Below are 12,760 nucleotides of genomic sequence, written 5' to 3' on the forward strand. Positions count from 1 at the left end.
GGAGCCCGCGAAACCCCGGACCGGCGACTACTCGCTCGGTGCCTACGCGGCCGGCCTGCGCGACCGACGACACGGTCATCCCGCTCGCCCACAGCCTCGCCGCGCACGACCGGCTCCCGAGCAGCCGCCTCGAGGTCTTCGAGCGGACCGGGCACTTCCCCCACTCCGAGCGCCCGGCCGGCTTCACCGAGGTGCTGCTCGACTTCCTGCACACCACCCGACCGGTGCTCGGCGACACCGACACGTTCCGGCGCCGGCTGGTGGCGGAACGCCCTCGTCCCACCCCCGCGATCGTCCCCGTGTGACGACCCGGTTGGTGTGGGCCGGTCAGACGGCGCGGCGGCAGCGTGCCAGCGCCAGCCCGGCGACCACCGTCCCGGCCAGCCCCAGCACCAGCGCCGCGACGGCCCCGGCCAGCCCGTTGCCCGTACCGAGGCCGCCGGCGGCGTTGGCCGCGTGCAGCCCGCCCACGACCGCGCCGACCAGCCCCAGCACCAGGCCGACCACCGCCGCGGCCCGCCTGCCGAGGGGACCGACGCGATCGGCGGAACGGGCCAGTGCCAGCCCTCCGACGACCACGCCGACCAGCGCGAGCAGGGCGGCGACCGTGGGCACGGTCCGCCCCGTACCGAGCACGTAGCCGCCGGCGACGGACAGGTGAACGCCGTCCGGCGCGGCGAGCAGGTGGACGGACATCGAGGACTCCCTTCGGTTGCGGTGAGCCGGCCTGCAGGCCGGACCCGAACGGGAGCGATGGTGGGCGCCGGGCCCGGGCCCACGCGTCGGGCGAGGGGCGTCACTTCCGACTGCTGCCGGCGTCGTACGTCATCCGCCGGTGGTAGACGGCGTCGACCCGGGGCGGTAGGCCGAGACACCGCTCGCGGTGGATGCGCTCCCGGGTCGGCACCCGCGACCATGGAGCCGGGGACGGGCCGGATCGAGGGCGGGTGGATGGTCGACACCAAGGGTGAGCCGGTGCGGTGCGGTCCGTGGACACCGGTCGCGACCGACGCGGTTCTCGGCGTCTGCGCCGCGGCCGCGCTCCTCGTCACCGCTGTCGCCGGGATCGGTCCGCCCGTGGTGGACGCCCGCCCGCTCGACGCCGGAGCGGCGGCGCTGGCCGTCGCGGTCGCGGGCGCGATCACGGTGCGCCGCCGCCACCCCCTCGTGGCCGCGGCGGTGCTCGCCGCGGTCCCGCTCCTCTGGTTCCTCAGCCCCTATCCCGGACGACTCGCGGCGTTGGTCCCGTTGATCGGCTGCTACACCGTCGCGGCCCGCTGCGGCTGGCGGTGGGGCGTCGGAGCAGCCGCGGTCACCGCGCTCGTCCAGATCCTCGCGATCCGGGTCGTGCTCGGCGATGTCGAGACCGTCGGTGTGGTCCCGGACGCCGTGCTGCTGGCGGCCACGGCGAGCAGCGCCGGCGCGGCCGTCGGCTACCACCGTGCGGTGCTCGCCGCCACCCGCGCCCAGCACGCCCGCGAGACCCAGGCCCGCGAGGAGCGGGCACGCCGGCTCGCGGCCGAGGAACGGCTGCGCATCGCCCGCGAACTGCACGACGTCGTCGGCCACACCATGGCCACCGTCAGCGTGCAGGCCGGCGTCGGCCTGCACGTCGCCGAGCAGCGACCCGCGCAGGCCCGCGAGGCGCTCGCCACGATCAAGACGATCTGCGACGACGGCCTCGCGGACGTCAGGACGATCCTCGGCATCCTGCGCGCCGACGGCCCGGGTGGGGAACCGCGGGCGCCACGGGGCGGGCTCGACCGGCTCACCGACCTCTGCGACACGGCCGGGGCCACCGGTCTGCACGTGGATCTGGTGGTGGACGGGGAGCCGCGGCCCCTGCCCGCCCCCGTCGACCTGGCCGCCTACCGGATCGTCCAGGAGGCGCTGACCAACGTGATCCGCCACGCCGGGGCCGGCACCGTGCGGCTGGTGCTGACCTACGAGCCGTCGCGACTGCTCATCCGGATCCGCGACGACGGGCGCAGGACCGCGACGGACACCCGGTGCGGACACGGCATCGCCGGGATGCGGGAGCGGGCCCGCGCGCTGTCCGGCCGCCTCACCGCCGCACCGCACCCCGACGGCGGCTTCGAGGTGTGCGCCGAGCTGCCCGTGCCGGGCCCGCGATGACCTCCCGCGACGACGGCCAGCCACCGGTCGAGTCCGCGACCGACCCCGTCCGCGTGCTCATCGCCGACGACGAGGCCCTCGTGCGCAGCGGTTTCCGGGTCCTCGTCGAGACCGAACCCGGCATGGTCGTGGTCGGCGAGGCGGGCGACGGGGCGACCGCCGTGGAGCTGGCCCGGCGGAGTCGCCCGCACGTCGTGCTCATGGACATCCGGATGCCCGGCGTCGACGGCTTGTGCGCCACCCGCCGGATCGTCGCCGATCCCGACCTCGCGGGCGTCCACGTCCTCATCCTCACGACCTTCGACCACGACGAGTACGTCGTCGACGCCCTGGGTGCCGGGGCGGCCGGCTTCCTGATCAAGAACACCGAGCCGGCACAGCTGCTGCGCGGCATCAGGGTCGTCGCCGGCGGCGAGGCGCTGCTGTCCCCGGGCCTGACCCGGCGGTTGATCGCCCGGCTCACCGCGCGGGCGGCGATGCCCCGACCCGACCCCGACGCGCTGACCCGGCTCACCGCCCGCGAGCGGGAGGTCGTCGCGCTCGTCGCCCACGGCCTGAGCAACGCCGAGATCGCCGGAGAGCTCACCATCAGCCATGCCACGGCCAAGACCCACGTCAGCCGCGCCATGACCAAGCTCGGCGCCCGCGACCGCGCCCAGCTGGTGGCCCTCGCGTACCGGCACCGCCTCGTCGAGCCGCCTACCGCCTGACCGCGGTCGGTCACCCGGGCGGCCCGTCGGCCGCTACTCCGCGTCGTCGACGACGTGGACCGCGGCCTCCTCGGCCGAGGCGCCGGCGCCGTCGATGCCGACGTCGCGGGCCCAGGCGTCGGGGTCGGTGTCCGAGACGCCGCCCTCGGCCGCGTCGACGAGGCGCCCCGCGCGCGGGTTGCCGACCTGGTCGTCGCGCAGCTCGCCGTCCGTGTCGGAGGTGTCGGACTCCCAGTCCGCGTCCTCGTCGTCGTCGCCCCAGTCGTCGGGCACCTCGCGGGCGAGCCGGTGGTCGAGGTCCTCACCGGTGTGCTCGTCGGCGGGCGTGACCCCGTAGTCGTCGACGGCCCAGGGACGCTCGGGCGGCGAGTAGCCCTCGTCGAGGACGTCCTCCACCCCGTGGTAGTCCAGCGTGTCCTCGGGTTCGAGCTGGTCGGTGTCCACGTCCGGCCCGTTGTCGTCACGGCTCATGCGCGCCAGCCTGGCACTGCGCGGCGACGGCGTCGACGAGACCCCAGCGAAGGGCCGTCGTCGCGTCGCAGGGGGCACCCGACAGGGCGAGATGGAGGGTGCGCCACCGGCCGATGCGGCGCGGCAGGCTCACCGTGCCGCCGGCGCCGGGGATCAGCCCCATCCCGACCTCGGGCAGCCGGACGGTCGTGTCCGGCGCCGCCACGACGTGGCCCGCGAACGCCGGCACCTCGATCCCGGCCCCCACGCACGGCCCGTGCAGCCGGACCTCGACGCGGTCGCGCAGCGCGTGCACGGGCCGGGCGGCGCCCGCGCGGGTCCGGACCAGGTGCGCGGTGGCCAGGTCGGGGGCGGTGCCGAACTCGTCGAGGTCGCCGCCCGCGCAGAAGGCCGGGCCCTCCCCGTCGATCACCACCTGTTCGACGTCCGGGTCCAGCAGGGCCAGGTCGAGCCCGCCGACGAGGGCGTCACGCAGCTGCCGGCCATAGGCGTTGCGCCGCTCGGGCCGGTTGAGCGTGAGGTGCAGGACGCGCCCCGCCCGCGCGATCCGTACGGGCTCGGCGACGGTCGGAGGCTCCGGCCGCGGCCCGCGGCGGGCGAGCCACGCGCGGAACTCCGGGCCGCCGAGCAGGGTGGAGTAGGCGAAGGACTCGGCGTCGAGCGCGGCGGGGACGGGCAGCGTGCCGGACCAGCGCAGCAACCCGGCCAGCACGGTCGCGGCCTGCGGGTTCGCCCCGGCCGCGGTGTGCAGCTCCGCGAGCGCCGCGGCCGGATCGGGGACGCCGACGAGCTCCGGCCCGGCGTCGTGCCCCACCGGTACCAGCGTGAGCGCCAGGGCCCGGACCAGCGGCGCCCAGCCCGGCCCCGGCTCGCCCACCCCGATCAGGATCCGGTCCGACTCCTCCGCGATCCGGGCGAGCCGCTCGACGTCGATCGGCGGGCCGGTGAGATCCACGCCCAGCACCGCGCCGTCGACACGGGCGTCCGCGCCGAGCAACGGCGCCTGGTCGGCGAGGTCGGCGGGACGGACCGTGGGTGGCGTCATGACGGACCGAGCGTAGCCCCGTGACCAGCGGTTAGGGTGCAGCCGTGGGGAACGGTGCCGCGGCGGACTGGGCGGCGTCCGGCGTCGTCCCGCTGACCGGCCATCCGGACGGCCCTCCCCAGGTCCCGCCGGGCCGCGCCGCGTCGACCGCCGCCGAGCTGGGGTCCCTGTTCGGGATCGACGGGGCCGCCCTCCTCGCCGAGCGCGCCGCCTTCACGGGCCACCGCCGGGCCGGCCGGGTGTCGGTGGGCGGGAGCTGCCGGCTCCTGCCGATCGCCGACGGCTGGGCCGCCGTCTCGTGCGCCCGGCCGGACGATCCCGCCCTGCTCGGCGCGGTCGTCGAGCACCCGTTGCCCGACGACGACCCGTGGCCGCTCCTCGCCGCCGCCCTGGCCGGGATGCCCGCCCGGGACCTCGCCGACCGCGCCGAGCTGCTGGGGGTCGCGGCGGCGCCGGTGCGGTCCGGGTGCTCCGCCCCGCTGTCGCTGGGCGTCCCACGCCCGGTGACGGGCCTGCTGGTCGTGTCGTTCGCGGCGTTGTGGGCGGGCCCGCTGTGCGCGCACCTGCTCGCCCGGGCCGGAGCGCGCGTGGTCACGGTCGAGACGCCGACGCGGCCCGACGGCGCCCGCCGGGGCGAGCCGCGGTTCCACGCGCTCCTGCACTCCGGCGAGCGGTCTGTCGTGCTGGATCCGTCCGAGCCGGGCGACCGGCGCGCGCTCGCGTCGCTGGTCGAGGCGGCCGACGTCGTGATCGAGGCCTCCCGGCCGCGGGCGCTGCGCGGCTTCGGGCTCGACGCCGAGGCGGCGGTCGCGCACGGCGCCACCTGGATCTCGATCACAGCGGCGGGCCGGGCGTCGAACCGGATCGGGTTCGGCGACGACGTCGCGGCGTCGGCCGGGCTCGTCGCCCGCGACGCCGCGGGCCTGCCGGTCTTCGTCGGCGACGCGATCGCCGATCCGCTGACCGGGCTCACCGCGGCCGCCCTGGCCCTCACCGCGCCCGGCGAGCTGCACGACGTGGCGATGACCGAGGTCGTCGCCCGGACGCTCGACGGCAGCCCCGGCGGGTGCGCCCGCCGGGAGGGATCGGACTGGATGGTCGCCACACCGTCGGGACCGGTGCCGGTCGCGCCACCCCGCGCCCGCCCGGTGCCCGGCCCCGCGCCGGACTCCGGTACCGACACCGCGACCGTCCTCGCCGAGCTGGGGATCCGGTGACCGATCTCCTCCTGCGCGACGCCGAGGTGGACGGTGTGCGGGTCGACGTCCGGGTCCGGGACGGGCTGGTGGCGGCAGTCTCGCCCGTCGGAACGCTGCGCGGGCCCGCGGTCGACTGCGGCGGAGGTGCGCTGCTGCCCGGGCTGGTCGACCACCACCTGCACCTGCACGCGCTCGCCGCGGCTCGCCGCTCGGTCGACTGTTCGGGGCCCGATCTCGCGGCGGCGTTGGCCGCGGCCCCGGCCGACGGGCACGGGTGGGTCCGGGGCACGGGCTACCCCGGCGACGACCTCGACGTCCAGGGACTCGACGCCCTGCACCCCGATCGCCCGGTCCGGATCCAGCACCGCAGCGGGGCGCTGTGGGTCCTCAACTCCCGGGCGCTCGCGGCGCTCGGCCCGCTCGACCACCCCGGCGTCGAGCGGGCGGCCGACGGCACCCCGACCGGCCGGCTGTTCCGCGCCGACGACTGGCTCCGCGCGCGACTCCCCGGTTCCGGCCTCCCCGACCTCTCCAGTCTCGGCGTCGAGCTGGCGTGCTACGGCATCACGGCGGTCACGGACGCGACGCCCGACCTCACCGTGGCGGCGGCCCGGGCGCTCACGGCAGTACCACAGCGGATGACGCTGCTCGGCCTACCCGTCGAGGTGACCCCGCCGCCGGGTGCTGCGGTCGGTCCGCTGAAGATCGTGCTCGCCGACTCCGGGCTGCCGCCGTTCGACGAGCTGGTGGCGCGGATCCGGGAGGCGCACGCGGCCGGGCGCGGGGTCGCCGTGCACAGCGTGACCCGCGAGTCGCTGGTGCTGCTGCTGGCGGCTCTCGACGAGGCCGGACGGCACCCCGCGGACCGGGTCGAGCACGCCGCGCTGGTGCCGGAGGAGCTGGTCCCGGCGCTGCGGGGGCTCGCCGTCGTCACGCAGCCGGGGTTCCTGGCCGACCGGGGTGATCTCTTCCGGCGGGAGGTCCCGGCGGCGGAGCACGTGGACCTCTACCGGTGCCGCACGCTGCTGGAGGCGGGTGTCGGGGTCGCGCTCTCCTCCGATGCTCCCTACGGCCCGGTCGACCCGTGGGTGGTGATCGCCGCGGCGGCGACCCGCCGTACACCGGACGGTGCGCCGCTCGGGTTGGGTGAGGCCCTGGACGCGCGGCAGGCGCTGGCGGGGTATCTCGCCCCGCCCGACGACCCCGGCGGCGGACCCCGTCGGATCGTCCCCGGCACCCTCGCCGACCTCGTCCTGCTGCACTGCCCCCTCGCCCCGGCCCTCGCCGCCCCCTCCGCCGTGCGGGTGCGCGGGACGGTGATCGGGGGGCGGTGGGTGTACGGGTGCTAGCGTGCGGCGAGCTTCAGGTCCCGTGGGCCGCCCGGCGCGCACCGGCCCGGCCGGGACCTCGTCGTCGGGCGAGCGGAGGTTCATGATCACTGCTCGTGGACGGGGAGCGTCGAGAACCGACCGTCGTGGTCCAGAGGTAGGGATCATGGTCGGATGGGTCGCTCGGCGACGACGACCCGCACCTGTGCCGCCGACACCGCCGCCCTGTGGCCCCTCGGGAGCGGCGGCGCGGGCCTCGATGCCGGCCCCCTGAACAAGATCATCGAGGCCGGACCGCGAAGGTCGAAAACCGACCATCCCCGTCCAGAAGCGATGATCATGGATGGGAGTCCGGCCCGGAGCCTCGAACCGGGCGAGGCCGGCCAGGCCATGTCGCCCGACACCGCGCCCACCCGATCGTTCCCCGGCTCCCCAGCCAAGATCACCGTTGTTGGATGGAGAACGTCGAAAACCGACCGTCCCAGTCCAGCAGCAGTGATCATGGGCCGGTGGGCCGGGGTGGCGCCCTTCCACCCGCGGCCGCCGCCTCGGAGCACACGTGAATGGGCAGATCGGTGTCGGCCGTCGTTCCCGAGCAGCGACGCACCCTTGATCACGGCGGCACCCGGGCGACCCCACCGCCAGCCACGAACTGGATCACGAAGCCCAGCGATCGTGACTTCTCAAACAGAGTCCAGCAGACCTTCGAGCCCCCGGGTCAAGGTCTCCCGGGCCCGGGTCGCGTCGGCCAGATAGCCCGCCACCATCGCCCCGTCCCGCAGCATCATCAGATGCGCCGCGGCCTGCTCGCGGTCCGGGTGCCCGGCCGCGCCGAGCTCGCGCACGAACAGCGCCGTCAGCCACGTCCGGTGCTCGGCGACCGCCCGGTGCACGGGGCTGTCCGGGTCGGGGTACTCGGCGGCAGCGTTGATGAACGCGCACCCCCGGAAGCCGGGAGAACAGGACTGCTCCCCCATCTCCCCGATCACGGCCCGCAGCCGTGGCGCGCCGTCGGGAGCAGCCTCCGCGATCGCACGGACCGCCTCGTCCACCGCCCGCAGGTAGGCGACGACAAGGTCGTCCTTGCTCGGGAAGTGCCGGTAGAACGTGGCGCGCGTGACCGCGGCCTCGCCGATCACCCGGTCGACGCCCACGGCGCGGATCCCCTCGCCGTAGAACAGCGCGGACGCGGTGCGCAGCAGCCGCTCCCGCGCCTCGGAGCGGCCGACCGAGCGGCCGACCGAGCGGCCGGGCGGGCCGGGCGCGCTGCCGTGGGACGGGGAGTCGGCGAGCCGTGCAGGCATGCCGTCACCCTAACAGACAGAACGATCGGTCTTGCAATTGCCGGCGGAGCGTGCCAGGGTCGGCATCAGCCAGAAAGATCGTTCGTTCTACCCTGGGAGTCGATCATGAAGGTCCTCTACACCGCCGCCGCCATGTCCAGTGGGGACGCCCGCAACGGCCACGTCCGCTCGTCGGACGGGCTCCTCGACTTCGACCTGGCCACGCCGAAGGAGATGGGCGGTGCCGGCGGCGCCACCAACCCGGAGCAGCTCTTCGCCGCCGGCTACTCGGCCTGCTTCCACAGCGCGCTCAAGGCCGTCGCGCGACAGAAGAAGATCGACATCACCGACTCGTCGGTCTCCGCCGAGGTCGGCATCGGCCCGAACGACGAGGGCGGCTTCGCCCTCACCGTCGCCCTGCACGCCGAGATCGGCGGGGTCGACCAGGCCACCGCCGACGAGCTGGTGCAGGCCGCCCACCAGGTCTGCCCCTACTCGAACGCCACCCGCGGCAACATCCCGGTGACCGTCGACGCGACGGTCGAGTGACCTCCTGAGACACCCTGCCGACACACCACGGGCCCGGCACCGCCGCGGAGGTGCCGGGCCCGTCGTCGTCCGGCGTCAGTCGCCCGCGATCGGCTGCGGCGCGCGGTCCGACGGGGCCGGGACTCCGCCCGGAGCGGCCGCGCCGAGCGCGATCCGAACCTCGGTCGTCGAGCCCGGGTCGACCCGGACGACCTGGACGTCGGGCGCGTACCCGGCCGCCGTCAGCGTGTAGGTGCCGCTCGGCAGGTCGGCGAAGGCGAACCCGCCGGCCTCGTTCGTGCTGGTCGAGGCGACCACGCGGCCGTCGGCACCGACGAGGGTCGCGACGGCGTCGGGCACGCCCCGCCCGCTGCTCGCGGCGGTGACGGTGCCGCGCAGCTCCGCGCGGTTCGGCACGACGACGTCGTGCACCAGCGGAGTGCCGTCGGCCAGGGTCACGGAGGTCGCCACCGGCACCCCCGGCCCGGCCGCGGCCAGGGTGAACGCGCCGGAGGAGACCCCGGCGATCCGGTAGCGGCCGGCCTCGTCGGTGCGGGTGGTACCGGCGACGTCGCCGCGGGCGTCGATCAGCGTGACGGTGACCCCGGCGGCAGGGACGCCGGAGTCACCCTGCCGCACGATCCCGGACACCTCGCTGCCGCCGCCGAGCGTGACGTCGTGCCGCACCGGGCGGTCGGCCACGGCGACCATCGACGCGGAGGGCCGCAGCGAGCCGGCCGACACGACCAGCAGGTACGTGCCACCGGTGGTCAGGTGGAACTCGAAGCCGCCGTCCGGGTCGGTGGTGGCGCGCGCGACCTGCTCCCCTGTGCCGGCCGTCAGCGTGACGACGGCGTACCCGATCCCCGCCCCGCCGGTGCCGCCGACGAAGCCGTAGATCGCGGGCCCCACGCCCCCGGGATCGGTGGGGCGGTCGAGAGTCACGTGGTGCAGCATGGCGTGCCGGCCCCGGTGCCGGTCGTCGGCCGGGAGCTCGGTCGGGAGCTCGGCCGGACCGGCCGCGGTGACCGGCGCGGCGACGGCGCCCGCCGGCGCGGCGGCCGCGGCGACGGCTCCTGCCGGTGCCGGCAGGGGAGCCGCCCCGTCCGCCTCCGCCTGCTGCTGGATCCCGCTCAGCGTGCGCAGCGGGACCTCCTTGATGAACACGACCGCGAGCAGGGAGACGATCGCCAGCGCGCCCGCGACGAGGAAGATCCGGGCGGTCGCGTCGCCGTAGGCGCCGCGGACGATGTCGGCGACGAAGCCCGGCAGCTCGTTCAGCGAGCCGATCCCCACCTCGCCGGACCCCGCGCCCGTGGCGGGCACGCCGGCCGAGGACAGACCCTGCGTGGTGAGGTCCGCGACCCGGGTCGCCAGGATCGCGCCCAGCACCGAGACGCCGATCGTGCCGCCCAGCGAGCGGAAGAAGGTGACGACCGACGACGCGGAGCCCAGGTCCGTCACCTTGACCGTGTTCTGCACGGCCAGCACGAGGTTCTGCATGGTCATGCCCATGCCGATGCCCAGCACGGCGAGGTAGACGCCCATCAGCCAGATGTTCGTGGCGTGGTCGATCGTGGCGAGCAGGCCGAAGCCGCCGACCATCAGGATCGCGCCGGCGACGAGGAAGACCTTCCACTTGCCGAGCTTGGTGATCAGCATGCCGGAGACGGTCGCCGAGAGCGTCGAGCCGATGATCATCGGCAGGGTCAGCAGCCCCGAGGCCGTGGGCGAGTAACCGCGGGCGATCTGGAAGTACTGCCCCAGGAAGACCGCACCGCCGAACATCGCGACACCGACGGCGATGCTCGCGACGACCGCGAGCGTCGTCGTGCGCTCCTTGAACAGGTACAGCGGGACGATCGGCTCGGCGGCCCGCGACTCGACGAACACGGCGAGCCCGAGCAGGACGACGCCGATCGCGAGGAGCAGCCACGAGGTGCCCGAGGTCCAGGCGAAGTCGTTGCCGGCGAGGGTGACCCAGATGAGCAGGTCGCAGACACCGGCCGCGATCAGTGCCGCACCCAGATAGTCGATCTTCACCGCCCGCTTGACGACAGGCAGGTTCAGCGTGCGCTGCACGACGATCAGCGCGACGACCGCGAACGGCGCGCCGACCCAGAAGCACCAGCGCCAGCCCAGCGCGCTGTCCACGATCACGCCGCCGATCAACGGCCCGGCGACCGTGGCCAGCGACATCACCGCGGCGATCGGGCCGGTGTAGCGGCCGCGCTCCCGCGGGCTGATCATCGCGGCGATCACGATCATGATCAGCGACTGGAGCGCGCCCAGGCCCAGGCCCTGGAACGCCCGCCAGACGATCAGGATGTCGACCGAGTGCGAGAAGCCGGCCAGGATCGACCCGCCGATGTAGAAGACGATGCCGAGCTGGACCAGCAGCTTCTTCGAGAAGAGGTCGGCGAGCTTGCCCCAGATCGGGGTGCTGGCGGTCGACGACAGCAGGGTCGCGGTGACCACCCACGTGTACTGGCTCTGCGAGCCGTGCAGGTCCGTGATGATCGTCGGCAGCGCGTTCGAGACGATCGTCGCCGACAGGAACGCGGTGAACATCGCCAGCAACATGCCGGAGAGCGCCTGCAGGACCTGGCGGTGCGTCATGCCGCCGGCCTCACCGCTCGTCGGGGGCGCTGCCGGCGCGCTCGGCGCGACCGGTGTCTCGGCGCGGGTGGTGGACACGCGTGCTTCCTCGTCTCTGGGTGTCTCGGGGGGGTGTCTCGGGGTGTCGCGACTGCGTGCGGGGAGTGTCGGCCGGGGCGTGGCCCGGGCCGGCCGGCGGTCACCGGGTGGGCGCCGGTTCGGACCGCCGCCGCTGGGCGGGCGGGATCCGGTGCAGGTCCGCGACCAGACCGCGGAGCTCATCGGCGATCCGGCCGACCTCCTCGTCCGTGCGGTGGGCGAGGGCGGCGGCGACCTGCTCGGCACGGTGCTCGCGGTACGCGGCGAGCGCGGCACGCCCGCGGTCGGTGACACCCACCAGGTGGGCGCGGCGGTCCTGCGGGTCGGGACGGCGGGCGACGAGGCCGGCCTCCTCGAGGGCGGCGACCCGCCGGCTGATCACGGACGCGTCGACGTCGAGCGACGCGGCCAGCACCCCGAGGCGCTGCTCCCCCTCGGCCACGAGCAGGCCGAGCAGCCCGGCACGGGTCGGGTGCAGGACGCACGACGACCCCTCGGCGGGTGGCTCGGCGTCGGCCAGCTGGCGCGCGAGACGGCCGAGGCCGACGAACTCCCGGATGGCCTCCACGAGGTCCGACGCCGTCGACGTGCTGATCACGGCCCTCTCCCTTGGTTGCTACACGCAAGGATACTCTGATGCTTTCGCCATGCAATTTCTGGTCCGTCACCTTCGCCCCATCGGGTCCTCCGGGCCCTGTCCTCCCGGTCCGTCCCGCTCGGACCGCCTCCGCGGCGGGGCTAACCTGGCCGCGAGATGAGCGCCTCTCCCACCGCGGGCCGCCCGCGCGATCCCGACGTCGACCGCCGGGTCACCCGTGCGGCCGTCGAGCTGTTCGGCAGCCAGGGCTGGGCGGGGTTCAGCGTCGAGGCGGTGGCCCGCCGCGCCGGCGTCGGCAAGGCGTCGATCTACCTGCGCTGGCCGACGAAGGAGGCGCTGCTGGTGGGCGCGCTCGCCGACCGGGTGCCGCCCGTCGCGGACGTCGACACCGGGACCCTGCGTGGCGACCTCGTCCGCCTGGCGCGGCAGCTCCTGGACATGCACCTCGGCCCGTCCGGCCGCGCGTTCGAGCGGATGGGACTCGACGCCCCGCAGCTCCCCGGGGTGGCCGAGCGCTGGGAGCGGCACCGCGAGGCGCAGGTGCGGGCGGCGCGGGCGATGGTCCGACGCGGGATCGAGCGCGGCGAGATCGCCGCCGACACCCCCGTCACGCTGCTGCTCGACACCCTGTGCGGCGGGGTCGCGCTGCACGTCTCGTCCACCCCGGAGCGACTGCGGCCGAACATCGACGTCGAGGACTACGCGGAGCGTCTCGTCACGTTCCTCCTGCGCTCGGTTGAGTGAGCGACCCGGCCCGGGTTACCG

The 12,760-nt window shown here is 75.4% G+C and carries 13 protein-coding genes; 7 read left to right on the forward strand and 6 right to left on the reverse strand.

Features of this window, described 5'->3' with window-relative positions; genetic code table 11:
* Nucleotides 1-38 precede the first annotated feature (38 nt).
* Nucleotides 39-305, forward strand: coding sequence for an alpha/beta fold hydrolase (locus LWC33_RS25925; RefSeq protein WP_233307288.1), 267 nt, complete (start codon nucleotides 39-41; stop codon nucleotides 303-305).
* Nucleotides 306-327: 22 nt separating this feature from the next.
* On the opposite strand, the gene LWC33_RS25930 is transcribed toward LWC33_RS25925, so the two are convergent.
* Nucleotides 328-696: a DUF6223 family protein gene (locus LWC33_RS25930; protein WP_233307289.1), complete on the reverse strand. Its 369-nt coding sequence runs from the start codon at nucleotides 694-696 to the stop codon at nucleotides 328-330.
* Nucleotides 697-915: 219 nt separating this feature from the next.
* Between LWC33_RS25930 and LWC33_RS25935 the strand changes: the two genes are divergently transcribed.
* Both LWC33_RS25935 and LWC33_RS25940 read left to right on the forward strand, forming a co-directional pair.
* Nucleotides 916-2,136 carry a sensor histidine kinase gene (locus tag LWC33_RS25935; protein ID WP_233307290.1) on the forward strand — a complete coding sequence of 407 codons (1,221 nt, stop codon included), beginning with the start codon at nucleotides 916-918 and terminating at the stop codon, nucleotides 2,134-2,136.
* The gene (locus LWC33_RS25940) at nucleotides 2,133-2,846 is read left to right on the forward strand and encodes a response regulator (protein WP_233307291.1); all 714 of its coding nucleotides are present in this window, start codon (nucleotides 2,133-2,135) and stop codon (nucleotides 2,844-2,846) included. The genes LWC33_RS25935 and LWC33_RS25940 overlap by 4 nt, the downstream gene beginning before the upstream one ends.
* A gap of 33 nt (nucleotides 2,847-2,879) precedes the next feature.
* Here the strand turns inward: LWC33_RS25940 and LWC33_RS25945 are convergent, their stop codons facing one another.
* Together LWC33_RS25945 and LWC33_RS25950 are read right to left on the reverse strand one after the other, a co-directional pair.
* The gene (locus LWC33_RS25945; RefSeq protein WP_233307292.1) at nucleotides 2,880-3,317 is read right to left on the reverse strand and encodes a DUF5709 domain-containing protein; all 438 of its coding nucleotides are present in this window, start codon (nucleotides 3,315-3,317) and stop codon (nucleotides 2,880-2,882) included.
* Entirely contained in the window at nucleotides 3,307-4,362 is a 1,056-nt protein-coding gene (locus tag LWC33_RS25950) for an enoyl-CoA hydratase/isomerase family protein (protein WP_233307293.1), read from the reverse strand. Before LWC33_RS25950 ends, LWC33_RS25945 begins: the two co-directional genes overlap by 11 nt.
* Nucleotides 4,363-4,406: 44 nt before the next feature.
* On the opposite strand from LWC33_RS25950, the gene LWC33_RS25955 reads away from it, so the two are divergent.
* Nucleotides 4,407-5,579 carry a CoA transferase gene (locus LWC33_RS25955; protein WP_233307294.1) on the forward strand — a complete coding sequence of 391 codons (1,173 nt, stop codon included), beginning with the start codon at nucleotides 4,407-4,409 and terminating at the stop codon, nucleotides 5,577-5,579.
* The gene (locus LWC33_RS25960) at nucleotides 5,576-6,910 is read left to right on the forward strand and encodes an amidohydrolase family protein (protein ID WP_233307295.1); all 1,335 of its coding nucleotides are present in this window, start codon (nucleotides 5,576-5,578) and stop codon (nucleotides 6,908-6,910) included. The genes LWC33_RS25955 and LWC33_RS25960 overlap by 4 nt, the downstream gene beginning before the upstream one ends.
* Nucleotides 6,911-7,572: 662 nt before the next feature.
* On the opposite strand, the gene LWC33_RS25965 is transcribed toward LWC33_RS25960, so the two are convergent.
* Nucleotides 7,573-8,193 carry a TetR/AcrR family transcriptional regulator gene (locus LWC33_RS25965; protein ID WP_233307296.1) on the reverse strand — a complete coding sequence of 207 codons (621 nt, stop codon included), beginning with the start codon at nucleotides 8,191-8,193 and terminating at the stop codon, nucleotides 7,573-7,575.
* A gap of 102 nt (nucleotides 8,194-8,295) precedes the next feature.
* On the opposite strand from LWC33_RS25965, the gene LWC33_RS25970 reads away from it, so the two are divergent.
* Complete coding sequence (locus tag LWC33_RS25970; RefSeq protein ID WP_308191007.1) at nucleotides 8,296-8,721, forward strand: organic hydroperoxide resistance protein; 426 nt, start codon at nucleotides 8,296-8,298, stop codon at nucleotides 8,719-8,721.
* A gap of 75 nt (nucleotides 8,722-8,796) precedes the next feature.
* Here the strand turns inward: LWC33_RS25970 and LWC33_RS25975 are convergent, their stop codons facing one another.
* Nucleotides 8,797-11,397: an MFS transporter gene (locus LWC33_RS25975; RefSeq protein WP_233307298.1), complete on the reverse strand. Its 2,601-nt coding sequence runs from the start codon at nucleotides 11,395-11,397 to the stop codon at nucleotides 8,797-8,799.
* 100 nt (nucleotides 11,398-11,497) lie between these two features.
* Complete coding sequence (locus LWC33_RS25980) at nucleotides 11,498-11,995, reverse strand: MarR family winged helix-turn-helix transcriptional regulator (protein ID WP_233307299.1); 498 nt, start codon at nucleotides 11,993-11,995, stop codon at nucleotides 11,498-11,500.
* A gap of 156 nt (nucleotides 11,996-12,151) precedes the next feature.
* Here LWC33_RS25980 and LWC33_RS25985 point away from each other — a divergent pair, with 156 nt between their 5' ends.
* Complete coding sequence (locus LWC33_RS25985) at nucleotides 12,152-12,739, forward strand: TetR/AcrR family transcriptional regulator (RefSeq protein WP_233307300.1); 588 nt, start codon at nucleotides 12,152-12,154, stop codon at nucleotides 12,737-12,739.
* The last annotated feature ends 21 nt before the right edge of the window (nucleotides 12,740-12,760 follow it).

The sequence above is a fragment of the Pseudonocardia terrae genome (assembly GCF_021343995.1).
Taxonomy (GTDB): Bacteria; Actinomycetota; Actinomycetes; order Mycobacteriales; family Pseudonocardiaceae; genus Pseudonocardia; species Pseudonocardia terrae.